This window comes from Nissabacter archeti, assembly GCF_018257325.1.
GTDB classification, from domain to species: Bacteria; Pseudomonadota; Gammaproteobacteria; order Enterobacterales; family Enterobacteriaceae; genus Chimaeribacter; species Chimaeribacter arupi.
The window spans coordinates 62,531-78,757 of the sequence record NZ_JAERKB010000017.1 but is presented as its reverse complement, the minus strand read 5'-3'; the positions used below and the strand labels follow the sequence as shown (position 1 = coordinate 78,757).

Genomic DNA, 16,227 nt, shown 5'->3' with positions numbered 1-16,227 from the left:
TCACGCGGTACGCAGCTTGTTCTCTTCGCTGTCGCCGGTTTTCAGCACGTTGACCAGGTAACGGCCATCCTCGGTAAGTTTCGCGCCGTGGATGTCCGTTTCAAAGCCCGGATAGTGCTGCCCGATAGAACAGAGCATCAGCAGGAAATCCAGCACGGCGCGGCTCTCCCCAGTGATCATCTCACCGGGCATGACCACCGGCACGCCCGGCGGGTATGGCAGGATCATGCTGGCTGAGACTTTGCCCACCATCTCGCTCAGTTCGCACACTTCCACATTGCCCTTCACCTGCTGCTGGAACATCTCATACGGCGTCATTTTCATCTCCGGCAGCACATCAAACGCTTTCAGCATCAGCTGTGGCAGATCATGTTTGACGATCAGGTTATGGATGCCTTTGGCCAGATCCTGAATGCGCATGTTGTGGTAGAAATCCGGGTCTTCCGCATAGAGATCCGGCAGCATATTGCGTACCCGCAGGTTAAGGTCAAAGGCGCGCTTGAACTCTGTCAGCCCGCGTAGCAGGCTGAGCGCCTTGGTTTTATCGATGCCGATACTGAACAGGAACAGCAGGTTATAGGGGCCGGTTTTCTCTACCACCACCCCGCGCTCGTCCAGGAACTTGGCCACCAGCGCCGCCGGAATGCCGGAGGCTTCCAGGTTGCCCTGCTCGTCCATGCCCGGCGTCAGAATGGTGACTTTGATCGGGTCAAGGTACATATGCTCCGGGTCGGTGGCCCCGAAACCGTGCCAGTTATCGTCCGGGTTCAGCGGCCAGCATTCAGCCTCGCTGATGTTCTCCGGCTGCCAGACGTCAAAGAACCAGCTGTCGGACTCCTGACGCAACCGCTGGATCTCATGGCGGAAATGGAGTGCGCGCTCAACCGAGCGGTTAATCAGCCGCCGCCCCGGGTTACCGCGCAACATCGCCGCGGCCGTTTCCATCGAGGCCACAATGCTGTAGTTCGGCGACGTGGTGGTGTGCATCATGTAGGCTTCGTTGAACGTCTCCTCCCGGTATTCGCCTTTGATATGAATCATCGACGCCTGCGAAAAGGCGGCCAGCAGCTTATGCGTTGACTGGGTTTCATAGATGACCTTGCCGGGGATGCGCTCGCCGCTCATGCCGCTTTTGCCGGCATAGATCGGGTGGAAATTGGTGTAAGGCACCCAGGCCGAGTCAAAGTGGATCGACGGCACATCCAGCTCCTGCTTGATGTAGTCGGTGTTATAGAGCAGGCCGTCATAGGTTGAGTTGGTGATCACCGCATGTACCGGCCAGCCGGCATTGGGGGTGTTCGCCACTTTCTGCGCAATACTTTCACGGCTGAACTCCCGGCGCGGAATGCCGCCCAGAATGCCATAGGCGTTACGTACCGGGCGCAGGTAAATCGGGATGATGTTGGTCATCATCATCAGGTGCGCCAGCGATTTATGGCAGTTGCGGTCAATCAATACCGTGCTGCCGGCGGGCGCGGCGTACATCCCGACAATCTTATTCGCCGTTGAGGTGCCGTTGGTCACCATATAGCTCTGTTCCGCATTGAACGTGCGGGCAATGTACTCTTCCGCCTCCAGATGCGGCCCGGTATGGTCAAGCAGCGAGCCCAGCTCCGTCACGGAGATGGAGACATCCGCTTTCAGGGTATTGGCCCCAAAAAAGTCGTAGAACAGCGTGCCCACCGGGCTTTTCTGGAACGCGGTGCCGCCCATATGGCCGGGGGTGCAGAAGGTGTATTTCCCCTCTTTGACATAGTTAAACAGCGCCTTCGTCAGCGGCGGCGTGATCGCATCGCGGTATTCGTCGGTATATTGCTGGATGCGCTGGGCGATATCTTCAGCTGCATCCAGGGCATACTCGAAGAAGTAGAGCACCATGCGCATCTCATTGAGGGTGACGTCCAGCGAAGAGTGGGTGTTGATAAAGGCGTAGAGCGGCAGGTATTCGTTGAGCTCGTTGATCTCAGTACACAGCTCCATGCTGTATTGATCCCAATCGAAAATGACGCCGCAGATCCGCGCGTTGTGCTCAATCAGTTTCAGCAGGTCAGCCGCGTTCTGCGGGTAAACCAGCTTGAATCCGCGCCGGGTCAGGGCTTCATCCAGCTCACGCATCGGCTCATCTTTATAGTAAGCCGTGGCCGGCGAGAGAATGGCGATGATATTCATGCAATGATCCTTATTGGTTTTCGGCGTGCCCTTTATTGAAACATAGCAAAACAGCTGGCGTTACGCCTGCCGTCCGAAAACCCTTCCCTATAAAAATGGGCGGGTTACCCCGCCCATTGCATCCTGGTGTCAAGCACACCGCTTATTTACAGCTTTTAATCAATTTCCATTGTGACCAATCACCGGTGAAGTCCGGATTCCCTGGTTCATTATTTTGAGTCCAATAGTTGGCGCGGTACTCATTACCTTTCCAGACCACGCTCTCGCCACCGTAATAGACTTTGTCTTGCTCCCAGGAGTTGGCGCAACCGGTGGTGGTGTCAGGAATTGGCGCTTTTTTCGGTGACACTTTCAGCTCATAACGCGCCACGCTGCTGGTTTTGCCGTCTGACACGGTCAGGGTGAACTTATACGTCGAGTCCAGAGTGACCACCGGGGCGACAAAGCTCAGGCTGTTTCTGTCAGTCAGGCTTCTGCCGTTCGGCAGCAACCAGTGATAGCTCAGGGTATCGCCGTCAGCGTCATGGGATTCCCCCGCATTCAGCGTGACATTTGCCTGGCTTTCCACTGTCCCGATGGGGCCGGAGATGACGGCCACCGGGGCACTGTTTTCCGGCACCACCGGTGTCGGCTGCGGAGCAGGCGTCGGCTGTGGCGCAGGTGTTGGCTGTGGAGCCGGTTGCGGAGCGGGTGTCGGCTGTGGCGCGGGTGTCGGTTGCGGCACGGTGCCGCCCTCGCCCGGTGCACCCTCAATTTTCACATTGAAGTTATGTTCGACGCAGCGGACATAGTCCCCCTCTTTGAATGCCGTAAACGGTGTCTGGTATCCCACCAGTTTACAGGCGTAGGTTTTGCCGTCCGGTGTATCGGCGCTCCACCCCCAGTCCTGTTCCCAGTAAATCGGCAAGGCACCTGCGCCGCCTTCATCAAACTGTTTCATGTTGGCGCAGCCCAGCACCTCATCTGCCGGCACCGGCACTTTCAGGTATTCCGCTTCACTTTTGTAGTAAGAGATACGGTTCAGCCCCTGGGCGATATCCTGTGGCCCGCCGCACTCCACCCCGCCGTTGATGATCTGAATGGAAGTCCCAAAGCCGGGGACCAGGCCGTTGGCTTTATCATGATCGTTCGGTACCCAGGTGCCGTCGATCACATGCAACATGCTCGGTTTCGGCGGTTGCGGGTATACAAAGAAGAACACCGCACTGGCCAGGTTCAGCCAGGTGTCCGCCACCAGGTCCGGGCGGTCAAGCAGGGTGCGGACGGTGCCGTACATCGCATCGGAGAACGGCCCATAGTTATAGTTATAGGAGAGCTGTTTGGCACCGCGGCCAAAGTAACTGAGGAAGTTCCCCTCGGCATCTTTACCGCATGGCCAGGTCTGGCCTTGCCACACATCCGGGTTACATTCGCCGTTATAGCCACCCAGCTGGCCTTCGGCCCAGCCCATTTCACGCAGCCAGACTAACCCCTGCCGCCACTCAGCTTCCGGTCGCCAGCTTTCATGGCCGCCGGTTTCCTGGGCAAAGTGCGCGAACATGGTCGCCAGGACTTTACGGCAAATGGCTTCGGAATCGCGGCCGTCAGTATACGTACCGCATACCGCCGGGAATTTTCCCAGGGCTTTTAAGAAATTGCTGTAGCTATATTCCGGCGCCCGCAATGGGAAAATATATTCCCAATCCTTATTGGTTAATATTTTCTCAACCCGTTTTACGTTTTCTGGATTAGACGGTTTTCCCGGTTCAATGGCTTCAACGACACTATTATCCAGCGTGCGGATCGATTCTTTTACTTTCAGCATCAGTGGATCGGTCGTCATTTCTTTTTCTTTTTTAACTAAGTCACTGTATTGCACTACATAAGGCTCAGAGGACTTGGTTTCTGCCGCCTGTAGCGGCAAGAAAGCACACAGCCCCAGTGAAAGCGCAATAGAATTCAGCGCTATATTTTGTGTGGATGTCATCGTCATAGTTAACCCCTTGAAGGATAAATAGCGGCCACTACGCTAATGTTTACCATCGCATTAACCGCCGTAAATATTCCGCGAACGCGAAACACCTTCAGCATAAATAGGGTTAATCAAGTGACAAACTCAATTCATCTCAATGGTAAACATGATGAATTAAAAAACAGGGAAATAAAGAACATTGAAAGGGAAAATAATAAAAAGAGAGTAATTGCCGGAATGAGTGATAAAAAATCATGCTCACTTTCTGACGCCGGTAATAAAAAAGCCCGCCCTTTTACAAGGGCGGGCTGTCTGCCTGCGTTGACGTATCAGCAGTAACCGTAGGTCATCAGCCGCTGGTAGCGACGATTGCGCAGTTCTTCTTCATTCAGCACGTCGAGGTCGCTGAGGTCGGCCAGCAGCTGAGCTTTCAGGGAAGCCGCCACCGCCGGGATGTCACGGTGCGCGCCGCCCAGCGGCTCCGGGATCACGGAGTCAATCAGCTTCAGCTCTTTCAGGCGCGGGGCGATGATGCCCATCGCGTCGGCGGCCAGCGGGGCTTTATCGGCGCTTTTCCACAGGATAGAGGCGCAACCTTCCGGCGAGATAACCGAGTAGGTGCTGTACTCCAGCATGTTCACCTTGTCACCTACGCCAATCGCCAGTGCGCCGCCGGAGCCACCTTCGCCGATCACGGTACAGATAACCGGGACGTTCAGGCGCGACATTTCACGCAGGTTGCGGGCAATCGCTTCTGACTGGCCACGCTCTTCTGCCCCCACGCCTGGGTAGGCACCTGGGGTGTCGATGAAGGTAATGATCGGCAGCTTGAAGCGTTCGGCCATTTCCATCAGGCGCAGCGCCTTACGGTAACCTTCCGGGGCCGGCATACCAAAGTTACGGCGGATCTTCTCTTTGGTTTCACGGCCTTTCTGATGACCAATAATCATCACCGGGCGGCCATCCAGGCGGGCAATACCGCCTACAATGGCTTTATCGTCAGCGTAAGCGCGGTCGCCGGCTAACTCGTCAAACTCTGTGAAAATATGTTCGATATAATCCAGCGTGTAGGGACGGCGCGGATGGCGCGCCAGCTGGGCAATCTGCCAGGCCCCCAGATCGGAGAAGATTTTGCGGGTCAATTCCACGCTTTTCTCACGCAGGCGCTGAACCTCTTCGTCCAGATTAATATCTAATTTTTCGTCTTGACGACTGACTGCAGTCAGCGAGTCAATTTTCGCTTCAAGCTCCGCAATCGGCTGTTCAAAATCAAGAAAATTCAGACTCATAGTATTCCTATATTAGTCAAATTCCAGTTCCACCTGCTCATTACCGACCAAGGTACGCAAATCCAGCAGTAAACGATCGGTCGGCGTGACGCGCCAGGTTGCACCAAAGCGCAGCCGTGCGCGTGCATCTTCGCGCTGATAATACAGATGCACTGGAATCGTCCCCGATCGATGGGGTTCCAACGACTGACGGAGACGGTTCAAAAGCTGGTCATCAATTTGCCTGTCAGTCAGCGAGATAGCAAGCCCGCGAGCATATTTTTCCCGGGCTTCACTGATGTCCATGAGTTCACGGGCCGTCATTTTAAGGCCGCCGCTGAAGTCATCAAAGCTGACCTGTCCGGTGGCAATCAGGATACGGTCTTTTTCCAGCAAATGCTGGTATTTTTCCAGCGCATCGGTGAACAACATCACCTCCAGACGCCCTGAGCGGTCATCCAGCGTGCAAACCCCGATGCGGTTACCCCGTTTGGTCACCATAACGCGTGATGCCACCACTAATCCTACCGCAGTGGTCATTTTGCCCCGTTCCGTCGGGTGCATATCTTTCAAACGTTGCCCGCCGGCATAACGTTCGATCTCCTTCAGGTATTGCGTGATGGGGTGGCCGGTGAGGTATAACCCCAGCGTCTCACGCTCCCCATCCAGCACTTTCTGTTCCGGCCACGGCGCTACGCTGGCGTAGGACTGCTCCACCTGCTCCGGGGCCTCCGCCAGCACGCCGAACATGTCGACCTGACCAATCGCCTCCGCTTTGGCATGCTGGTCGGCGGCTTTCAGCGCGTCGCCCAGTGAGTGCATCAGCGCGGCGCGGTGCGGCCCGAGGCGGTCAAACGCCCCTGACATAATCAGCTTCTCCAGAATGCGCCGGTTCAGCTTTTTGATGTCGGAACGCGCGCAGAGGTCAAACAGCTCTTTGAAGTAGCCGTCTTTGTTACGCGCCTCAATGATGGCTTCGATCGGCCCTTCCCCGACGCCTTTGATCGCGCCGATGCCATAAACGATCTCACCGTCATCATTAACGTGGAAATGATAGAGGCCGCTGTTGATGTCCGGCGGCAGGATTTTCAGCCCCATGCGCCAGCACTCATCCACCAGCCCGACCACTTTCTCGGTGTTGTCCATGTCCGCGGTCATCACCGCCGCCATGAACTCTGCCGGATAGTGCGCCTTCAGCCACAATGTCTGGTAAGAGACCAGCGCATAGGCGGCGGAGTGCGATTTGTTAAAGCCATAACCGGCAAATTTCTCTACCAGGTCGAAGATTTTCACCGACAATTCGCCGTCGATGCCGCGTGATTTCGCGCCGTCTTCAAAACCGCCGCGCTGTTTGGCCATTTCGACCGGGTTCTTTTTCCCCATCGCACGGCGCAGCATGTCCGCGCCGCCCAGCGTATAACCAGCCAGCACCTGGGCTATCTGCATCACCTGTTCCTGATACAGGATGATGCCGTAGGTCGGCTCCAGTACCGGCTTCAGGGACTCATGCTGCCACTGGATGTCCGGGTAAGAGATCGCTTCGCGGCCATGCTTACGGTCGATGAAGTTATCTACCATGCCGGATTGCAGCGGGCCGGGGCGGAACAGCGCCACCAGCGCGATCATGTCTTCGAAGCAGTCAGGCTTCAGGCGCTTGATCAGGTCTTTCATGCCGCGCGATTCAAGCTGGAAGACTGCCGTGGTCTCCGAGCGTTGCAGCATGTCGAAACTTTTCTTGTCATCAAGCGGGATAGAGGCGATGTCGATCGGCTCCAGCCCCTGTTTGGCGCGCCGGGCGTTGATCATCTCCAGCGCCCAGTTAATGATGGTCAGTGTGCGCAGGCCAAGGAAGTCAAACTTCACCAGCCCGGCATATTCCACGTCGTTCTTGTCGAACTGGGTAACCGGCTGGTTGCCTTCCGCGTCACAGTAGAGCGGCGCGAAATCGGTGATTTTGGTCGGCGCAATCACCACGCCCCCGGCGTGTTTACCGGCGTTACGCGTTACCCCTTCCAGCTTGCGCGCCATGTCGATCAGCGCACGCACTTCTTCATCGGCGTCGTAGATCTCCGGCAGTTGCGGCTCCGCCGCAAAGGCTTTCTCCAGCGTCATGCCCGGATCGGGCGGCACCAGCTTGGAAATACGATCCACAAAGCCATACGGATGCCCCAGCACCCGGCCCACGTCACGGATAACCGCTTTGGCCGCCATCGTCCCGAAGGTAATAATCTGGGACACCGCGTCACGGCCATACAGCTCCGCCACGTGCTCAATCACCAGGTCGCGTTTCTCCATGCAGAAGTCGACGTCAAAGTCTGGCATTGAGACACGTTCCGGGTTGAGGAAGCGCTCGAACAGCAGGTCAAACTCCAGCGGATCGAGATCGGTGATTTTCAGCGCGTAAGCCACCAGTGAACCGGCACCCGACCCACGGCCCGGCCCTACCGGCACCCCGTTGTCTTTCGACCACTGGATAAACTCCATCACGATCAGGAAGTAGCCGGGGAAGCCCATCTGGTTGATCACGTTGAGTTCAACATCCAGCCGTTCATCATACTCCGGCCGTTTCTGCGCCCGCACCTCAGGGTCAGGGAACAGGAACTCAAGCCGCTCCTCCAGCCCCTCGCGTGATTTCATGACCAGGAAATCTTCGGTGGTCATCTCCCCGGTCGGGAACTGCGGCAGGAAGTATTCACCCAGGCGGATCGTGACGTTACAGCGCTTGGCAATCTCAACGCTGTTTTCCAGCGCTTCCGGGATGTCGGCAAACAGCTCGCACATCTCCTCTTCGCTGCGCATATATTGCTGGGCGCTGTAGTTACGCGGCCGCTTGGGATCGTCGAGGGTGAAACCGTCATGAATGGCGACGCGGATTTCGTGGGCGTCAAAATCATCGGCCACCAGGAAGCGCACATCGTTGGTGGCCACCACCGGCACGCCGCGCTCGGTCGCCAGCGCGACGGCGGCGTGGAGATAGGCTTCTTCATCCGCCCGCCCGGTGCGGATCAGCTCCAGGTAATAGCGGTTGGGAAAGTGTTCGGCATAAAACGCCAGCGCCTGATCAACCTGCACCTGATTGCCGCGCAGCAGGAATTTACCGACGTCGCCCAGGCGGCCGCCGGAGAGCAGCAACAGCCCCTCTTTCTGCTCTGCCAGCCACTCACGGTCGATAATCGGGCCGGCCGCGCCGTAGCCGCGCTGATAGGCCCGCGAGATAAGCAGCGTGAGGTTTTGGTAACCCTCATTATTCATCGCCAGCACGGTGAGCTGGGCCAGCTCATCGCCCAGTTCGGGACTCTGCACATGGAAATCGGCCCCGATGATCGGTTTGATCCCGGCACCGTGCGCGCTGCCATAAAACTTCACCAGCCCGCAAAGGTTGGTGAAATCCGTGATTGCCAGGGCCGGCATAGCGAGGGCAGCGGCTCGCTTAACCAACGGGCCCACTTTGGCTAGCCCATCGATCATGGAGTAGTCACTGTGTACGCGCAGGTGAACAAAACGAGGTTCGGCCATATCGAAATACCAGAATAGAGTGAATGGAAACCACGCACCGGAAGGTGCGCGGGTAATCAATTAACGTGGCGGCAGCGCCAGCGCTCGCCTGACCGGGCCAAAACTACGCCGGTGGTGGATTGTCGCCCCGAACTGCGCCAGCCTCTCCAGATGAAAGGCGGTAGGATACCCTTTGTGCTGGGCAAAACCATAGTCCGGGAACTGCTGGTCCAGCGCGGCCATCTCGCGATCGCGGGTCACTTTAGCCAGAATCGACGCGGCGCTGATCTCTGCCACCCGGCTGTCGCCTTTGACCACGGCCTGTGCCGCCATCGGCAGTGCCGGGCAGCGGTTGCCGTCAATCAGCACCATGTCCGGCGTGACGGCCAGCCCGGCGACCGCCCTCTGCATCGCCAGCATTGTGGCATGCAGGATATTCAGCTGATCAATCTCTTCCGGCTCAGCACGCCCCAGGCTCCAGGCCAGCGCCTTTTCGGTGATTTCGTCAAACAGCGCCAGACGGCGTTTTTCGCTGAGTTTTTTGGAGTCGGCAAGCCCGGCAATCGGGCGGGCCGGGTCGAGGATGACGGCGGCGGTGACCACCGCGCCGACTAACGGGCCACGGCCCACTTCATCCACACCGGCAATACAGTGCGCGGCGGGATAGACAAAAATTTCACTCATGGATGAGCCAGTTCCAGTACAGCCTGCGCCGCCTGTTCATCGGCGTTGCAGCGGATATGCTGATGTAGTTCAAGGAAAGTCTGTTTCAGCGCCGCACTCTGCTCCCCGCCCGCCAGCAGCGGTAACAGGGCAGTGGCCAGCTTCTCCGGCACACAGTCATGTTGCAACAGCTCCGTGACGATTTCGCGCCCGGCCAGCAGGTTTGGCAAGGAGACATACGGCGTTTTAATCAGCCGTTCGGCCAGCCAGAACGTAAAGGGTTTCATCCGGTAACCCACCACCATCGGGCACTTCGCCAGCATACACTCCAGCGCGGCCGTGCCGGATGCCAGTAGCGCGGCGTCACTGGCGATCATCGCATCCCGCGACTGGCCGTCCAGCAGGTGCATCGGCAGTGCCGGTGCCACCTCCGCTTTAATACGCTCAAACTGTTCGCGACGCCGGGCATTAACCAGCGGCACCACAATCTCCAGATCGGGATACGTTTCGCGCAGCCGCAGCGCCGTACGCAGGAAGTCTGCACTGAGCATCTCGACTTCCGCATTGCGGCTGCCCGGCAGCAGCGCCAGACAGCGTGCGCCGGCCGCAATACCCAGACGCTGGCGGGCCTGCTGTTTATCAGGCTGCAGCGGCATGGCATCTGCCAGGGTATGGCCGATAAAGCGGCACGGCACATTGAATTTGTCGTAAAACGCTTTTTCGAAAGGCAGGAAAGCCAGCACCAGGTCGGTCGCTTTGCCGATTTTGAAAACGCGCTTTTGCCGCCAGGCCCAGACTGAAGGGCTGACGTAATGAATGGTACGCAGGCCGCGCTGTTTCAGCCGCCCTTCCAGCGTGATATTAAAATCCGGGGCATCAATGCCGACAAACACATCGGGTTGTAATTCGCTGAAGCGGCGCGTCAGGTCACGGCGGATTTTCAACAGGCGCGGCAGACGCTCAACGACTTCCACCACGCCCATCACCGCCAGCTCTTCCATTTCGTACCAGGCTTCACACCCTTCCGCCTGCATCAGCGGCCCGGCGACACCCACAAAGCGGGTGTCCGGGTAATGCGTCTTCAATGCACGAATCAAACCGGCGCCAAGAATGTCGCCGGATGTTTCACCGGCAACCAGGCCGATCGTCAATGGACGTTTTTGCATAGGTCAGCGAATAATGCCGCGCTTGGAACGGGCAAAGAACTCACTGAACGGTTTGACTGCCGGGTGCTGCTCAGCGATAGCGGCAATTTCCGGCAATGCCTCTTCCAGCGTTTTACCGCTGCGGTAGAGCACCTTGTAGGCATTGCGGATCGCATGCAGCGACTCTTTCTCAAAACCGCGGCGTTTCAGCCCTTCGATATTGATGCCGAACGGCGTGGCATGGTTGCCCTGCGCGATGACAAACGGCGGCACATCCTGCGCCACACCGGAACACCCGCCTACCATCACATGCGCACCAATCACACAGAACTGGTGAATCGCCGTCATGCCGCCGATGATAGCGAAATCATCGATATGCACGTGGCCGCCAAGCGTCGCGTTATTGGCCAGAATACAGCGGTTACCGATCACACAGTCATGCGCCACATGGGCATTGACCATCAGCAGATTGTCATCGCCAATCTTCGTCAGGTTGCCGCCCTGGGTGGTGCCGCGGTGGATGGTGACGCTTTCACGGATGCTGTTACGATCGCCAATCTCAGTACGCGTCGGTTCCCCGGCGTATTTCAGATCCTGGTTAACTTCACCAATGGTGGCGAACTGATAAATCGTGTTGTCACGGCCAATTTTGGTGACGCCGTTGACCACAACATGCGATTTCAGCACCGTCCCTTCACCAATCTCTACCTGCGAGCCGATATAGCAAAAAGGACCAATATGTGCGCCGGCACCGATAACGGCACCCTCTTCAACAATAGCGCTGGGATGGATATAGGCGGTTTTGTCAGTCACGAATTAACTCTCCCGACGACGGGCGCACATCATTGTAGCTTCACAGGCCACTTCACCGTCAACTTTGGCGACACCTTTGAAACGCGCTACGCCACGACGCTCTTTAATGAATTCAACTTCCAGAATCATCTGGTCACCTGGTAATACTGGACGTTTAAAGCGGGCATCGTCAATGGCAGCGAAGTAGTACAGTTCGCCCGGCTCAAGTTTGCCGACGCTTTTAAAGGCCAGAATACCGGTTGCCTGAGCCATAGCCTCAAGGATCAGTACACCTGGGAAAATCGGCTTACCAGGGAAATGGCCCTGGAAAAACGGTTCGTTGACTGAAACGTTTTTCACTGCACGAAGGAATTTACCTTCCTCGAAATCCAGAACGCGATCGACCAGCAAAAAAGGATAGCGGTGCGGAAGCAAATCCATGATCTCTTCAATATGCAGAGTATGAGTGTCAGTAGTCAAAATACTCTTCCTGTCTAAAAAACTGATGGCATTAATAACACGGCCTGCTTAACCCCCAAAAGGAGGGCATAAGGCAGGCCGCAAATAGGGGTATGTATGTGCAACGTGCTGCAGCACGCTGCGGCCTTACCCGCCGTTCGCGGGCAAGGATGGTGATTAGTCTTTTCCGACTTTACGCTCAACAGCTTTTAAGCGCTTGTTTATTTCGTCAATATTCATCACCAGCGCGGCAGTTTTTCGCCACGCTTTATTGGTCTGCAGCGGAATGCCCGAAGAGTATACCCCAGGTTCAGTGATTGGTCGCATAACCATTCCCATTCCGGTAACAACGGCCTGATCGCAGATCTCCATGTGACCGTTGATCACACTGGCTCCGCCAATCTGGCAATAACGGCCGATTTTAAGGCTGCCGGCCATAATGACGCCGCCCGCAACCGCCGTATTGTCGCCAATCACGACGTTATGCGCAATCTGACATTGGTTATCAATGATGACACCGTTGCCGATAATGGTGTTGTCCAGCGCACCGCGGTCGATGGTGGTACAGGCGCCAATCTCTACCCGGTCACCAATTTGTACGGTACCGAGCTGAGGAATTTTGATCCAGTTACCACGATCGTTGGCATAACCGAAACCGTCTGCGCCGATGACCGTGCCGGATTGTATCAGGCATTGCTGGCCGATTTCGATATTGTGGTAAACCGTAACGTTGGCCCACAGGCGGGTGCCTGCGCCAATCCGGGTATTTTTACCGATGAAACATCCCGCACCGACCACCACGTTGTCGCCCAGTACAACGCCGGATTCAATCACCGCGTTGGCACCAATCGCCACATTGGCCCCCAGGCTTGCCTGCGGGGACACCACGGCACTCGGCGCAATCTCTTCAGCCGGTGACGGGGTCGTATCTAACAGCTGCGCCATGCGCGCATAGGTCAGATAAGGGTTTTTCACTACCAGCGCGGCACCCTGCCAGAACGGCAGGTCAGCTTCCGTTAAGACCACTGCGCCCGCCTGGCAGGCAGCGAGTTGTTCACGGTAGCGGCTGTTGGAGAGGAAAGTGATGTGCTCAGAACCTGCGGAATGCATAGAAGCAATGCCGGTGATGGCAATATTGCCATCACCGTGCACGTGTGCATCCAACTGCTGTGCAAGATCAGCCAGTCGAATTGAAGACATGGATTATTTAACCTGTTTCAGCACATCAGCAGTAATGTCTTTGTCAGCATTGGCATAAGCCACGGCGTTAGCGTCGATAACCACGTCATAGCCTTCTTTGCTGGCAACGGATTTCACTGCATCCTGAATACGGCTCAGGATTTTGTTACGCTCTTCCATCTGACGGCGACGGTTGTCCTGCTCGAAAGCCTGCGCTTTGCTGGAGAAGGTTTCACGCTGTGCCATCACGCTTTTTTCCAGTTTGCTGCGCTCGCTGGCTTTCATGGTAGAGCCGTCACGCTGCAACTTTTGCATCTGGGTTTGCAGATCGCGTTCCATACCCTGCAACTCAGTCGCCCGGCTTTTGAATTCGCTCTCCAGTTGCTTGGCAACTGCATCACGCGCAGGAAGCTGCTGGAAAATGCTGGAAACGTTAACCACTGCAATTTTGTCAGCAGCCTGAACGCCTGCAGAAGCAGCCATTGCTAAACCGAGGCCTGCGGCACACAACCACTTTTTCACTATAAACTCCTTAACATCACCCGTTTGTGTCATAGACACTTGAATTACACAACCCACCAAGCATAACACACTGCCTTTTCCCAGGACTCGCCTGGGAAAGAGAGCGGCCGCGTGATGTCGCCGTGATTTTGCCGGACAGACACCCCAGGGGGTGTCTTACCATGTTTTGCCGATATTAAACTGGAACTGCTCTGCCTTGTCGCCATCATATTTTTTGATTGGCTGCGCATAGGAGAAGACCAGCGGCCCCAGTGGCGACATCCACTGCAGCGCGATACCGGAAGACACGCGGAAGTTATCCGGTGAACTGTAATCCGGGACGCCTGCCGCGTCAGTCGCGGAGGTGTTTTCCCAGTTGGTATCCCACACTGTACCACCGTCCACAAACAGCGAGGTACGTACGGAGTTAGCATATTTTTCGCTGATAAACGGCGTCGGAACAATCAGCTCAGCACTCAGTACCGCCATCGCGTTACCGCCGACAGCATCATCTGAGTTCTCTACCGGGCAGCCGGCATAGCTGGTGTTACCGCTGTTACAACGGTAATAAGCGGCTTTCGGGCCAATGGTATTGGACTGGAAGCCACGCACCGTGCTTGAACCACCGGCATAGAAGTTGTCGTAGAACGGCACTTCTTTGCCGCCCAGGCCATCAGCATAACCGGCACGGGCACGGCCCATCAGCACCCATTCGCGGTTTTCGCTCAGCGGCAGATAGGACGTCGAGTCAAAGGTGACTTTGTAGTATTCGTTATCCGAACCCGGTACCGTCACCTTGCCGTTCAGGCTGGCGCGCGTCCCGGACGTCGGGAAGTAACCGCGGTCAAGGTTGTTGTACGTCCAGCCGAGGTTCAGCATGAAGTCATTGGCGCTGTAGTCGGTGGTGTTGGTATCTTCACCCACGGTCACAGCCGGGTTAACGCCCACGGAATTCAGGTAACGCCACATGTTGACCTGAGGCTCCATATCGGACAGGTCGTTATGGACGTAGTCCAGCCCCAGACGCAGCGAGTTATTCTCGTTGATCGGGAAGCCAAGCGTCGTGCCGAGGCCGTAGCTGCGGTTGGTATAGTCAGACAGGTCAGCGTCGTCCGCTTTGAAGTCGTTATAGAACAGACGGCCGCCCAGGCTTACCCCGTCCACCGTAAAGTACGGGTCGGTCAGGGAGATTTCCGCATAGGTCTGGTAATCGTTCTTGGTACCGTTAATGCCCACGGTGTTCCCGGTGCCCAGCCAGTTATCCTGCTGTACGCCGACCTGGAAACTCACGCCGCTTTCTGTACCGTAACCAATACCGAAGTTGAAGGTACCGGTATTACGCTCTTTAACTTTATAGGTGACATCCACCTGGTCAGTCGTGCCCGGCACGCGCTGGGTATCGACGTCCACCGTTTCAAAGTAGCCCAGGCGGTTCAGGCGCTCTTTGCCCTGGTCAACCTGGTCATTGCCCAGCCAGGCCCCTTCCATCTGGCGCATTTCGCGGCGCAGTACGGAGTCCTTACTGGTGTCATTGCCTTCAAAACGGATATGGCGCACATAGAAGCGGTTCCCGGCATCAACCGCAATATGCAGTTTGACCGTCTTGTCCGCATCATTGATTTCAGGCTGGGTAATCACGCGCGGGTAGGCGTAACCATAACGGCCCAACATCTGTTTGATGTCGTTTTCCATTTTGGTCACTTTGGTGCCGTTATACAGCTCGCCCGGCTCGATTTTCGTCAGGCTGGTGACTTCCGCAGAGTGCCCGGCCATATTGCCGTTAATCTCAACACCGGACAGCTTATACTGCTCGCCTTCGGTGATATTCAGGGTGATATAAATCCCCTTCTTATCCGGCGTCAGGCTGACCTGGGTGGAGTCGATGTTGAAACGGGCGTAGCCGCGATCGAGATAGAAACTGCGTAAGGTTTCCAGATCCCCCGCCAGCTTCTGCTTCTGATATTTCCGGTCGCCGACCAGGTTCCACCACGGCACTTCATCACGCAGCTGGAAGCGCGAGATAAGTTCATCCGTCGGGAACGCGTGGTTACCCACGATGTTGATCTGCTGGATTTTGGCTGACACACCTTCCGTAAAGACCAGTTTCAGGTCAACACGGTTACGCGGCAACGGCGTCACCACCGCTTTCACGGAGGCGCTGTATTTACCGACGCTGTAGTAGAAATCCTCCAGGCCTTTCTCAATGCTGGAGAGAGTCGTGCGATCGAGCGCTTCACCAACGCGGACGCCAGAGGCTTCCAGGTTCTGTTTGAGCATGTCATCTTTCACCGACTTATTACCGGAGAAAGTGATGCTGGCGATTGTCGGGCGCTCTTTCACTTGTACGATTAAGGTATCACCATCACGCAGGACGCGGACATCCTCGAAGTTCCCTGTTGCAAACAGGGCGCGGATGGTGCTGCTGATATCTTCATCATTCACCGTATCGCCTACGCGAACCGGCATATTGAGTAACGCCGCACCGACGGCAACTCGTTGCAGGCCTTCGAAATGAATGTCCTTCACTACGAACCCGTCTGCACCGTATACGGTGGCGCTGCCAAACAGCAGCGACGCTATGAGCAACTTTTTCATCGCCATCGTT

The 16,227-nt window shown here is 56.4% G+C and carries 12 protein-coding genes; 1 reads left to right on the top strand and 11 read right to left on the bottom strand.

All coding sequences use genetic code 11. The annotated features are described in order from the left end of the window. Positions 1-2,169 carry a lysine decarboxylase LdcC gene (locus JK232_RS20505; protein ID WP_101834880.1) on the bottom strand — a complete coding sequence of 723 codons (2,169 nt, stop codon included), beginning with the start codon at positions 2,167-2,169 and terminating at the stop codon, positions 1-3. Positions 2,170-2,311: 142 nt separating this feature from the next. Further along, the gene (locus JK232_RS20500) at positions 2,312-4,135 is read right to left on the bottom strand and encodes a chitinase (protein ID WP_072932612.1); all 1,824 of its coding nucleotides are present in this window, start codon (positions 4,133-4,135) and stop codon (positions 2,312-2,314) included. A 120-nt stretch (positions 4,136-4,255) separates the two neighbouring features. On the opposite strand from JK232_RS20500, the gene JK232_RS20495 reads away from it, so the two are divergent. Then, entirely contained in the window at positions 4,256-4,459 is a 204-nt protein-coding gene (locus JK232_RS20495; RefSeq protein ID WP_139300363.1) for a hypothetical protein, read from the top strand. On the opposite strand, the gene accA is transcribed toward JK232_RS20495, so the two are convergent. The 9 genes from accA to bamA form a co-directional block, all read right to left on the bottom strand. Continuing rightward, a complete protein-coding gene (accA, locus tag JK232_RS20490; protein ID WP_072932451.1) occupies positions 4,450-5,409 on the bottom strand; it encodes an acetyl-CoA carboxylase carboxyl transferase subunit alpha in 960 nt (319 codons plus the stop codon). The two genes, JK232_RS20495 and accA, sit on opposite strands and share 10 nt — an antisense overlap. A gap of 12 nt (positions 5,410-5,421) precedes the next feature. Continuing rightward, entirely contained in the window at positions 5,422-8,904 is a 3,483-nt protein-coding gene (gene dnaE / locus JK232_RS20485; protein ID WP_072932453.1) for a DNA polymerase III subunit alpha, read from the bottom strand. Positions 8,905-8,964: 60 nt separating this feature from the next. Then, the gene (rnhB, locus tag JK232_RS20480; protein WP_072932455.1) at positions 8,965-9,567 is read right to left on the bottom strand and encodes a ribonuclease HII; all 603 of its coding nucleotides are present in this window, start codon (positions 9,565-9,567) and stop codon (positions 8,965-8,967) included. Then, a complete protein-coding gene (gene lpxB, locus JK232_RS20475; RefSeq protein WP_072932458.1) occupies positions 9,564-10,712 on the bottom strand; it encodes a lipid-A-disaccharide synthase in 1,149 nt (382 codons plus the stop codon). Before lpxB ends, rnhB begins: the two co-directional genes overlap by 4 nt. 3 nt (positions 10,713-10,715) lie before the next feature. Next, positions 10,716-11,504, bottom strand: coding sequence for an acyl-ACP--UDP-N-acetylglucosamine O-acyltransferase (gene lpxA / locus JK232_RS20470; RefSeq protein WP_072932460.1), 789 nt, complete (start codon positions 11,502-11,504; stop codon positions 10,716-10,718). A gap of 3 nt (positions 11,505-11,507) precedes the next feature. Then, positions 11,508-11,963, bottom strand: a complete 456-nt coding sequence (gene fabZ / locus JK232_RS20465) for a 3-hydroxyacyl-ACP dehydratase FabZ (RefSeq protein WP_072932463.1) — start codon at positions 11,961-11,963, stop codon at positions 11,508-11,510. Between the two features lie 156 nt (positions 11,964-12,119). Further along, positions 12,120-13,142 (bottom strand): UDP-3-O-(3-hydroxymyristoyl)glucosamine N-acyltransferase, encoded by a 1,023-nt coding sequence (gene lpxD, locus JK232_RS20460; RefSeq protein ID WP_072932465.1) that lies wholly within the window; start codon positions 13,140-13,142, stop codon positions 12,120-12,122. 3 nt (positions 13,143-13,145) lie between these two features. Further along, positions 13,146-13,643, bottom strand: a complete 498-nt coding sequence (skp, locus tag JK232_RS20455; protein ID WP_072932467.1) for a molecular chaperone Skp — start codon at positions 13,641-13,643, stop codon at positions 13,146-13,148. Between the two features lie 156 nt (positions 13,644-13,799). Next, positions 13,800-16,223, bottom strand: coding sequence for an outer membrane protein assembly factor BamA (gene bamA / locus JK232_RS20450; protein WP_101828681.1), 2,424 nt, complete (start codon positions 16,221-16,223; stop codon positions 13,800-13,802). Positions 16,224-16,227: the final 4 nt, after the last annotated feature.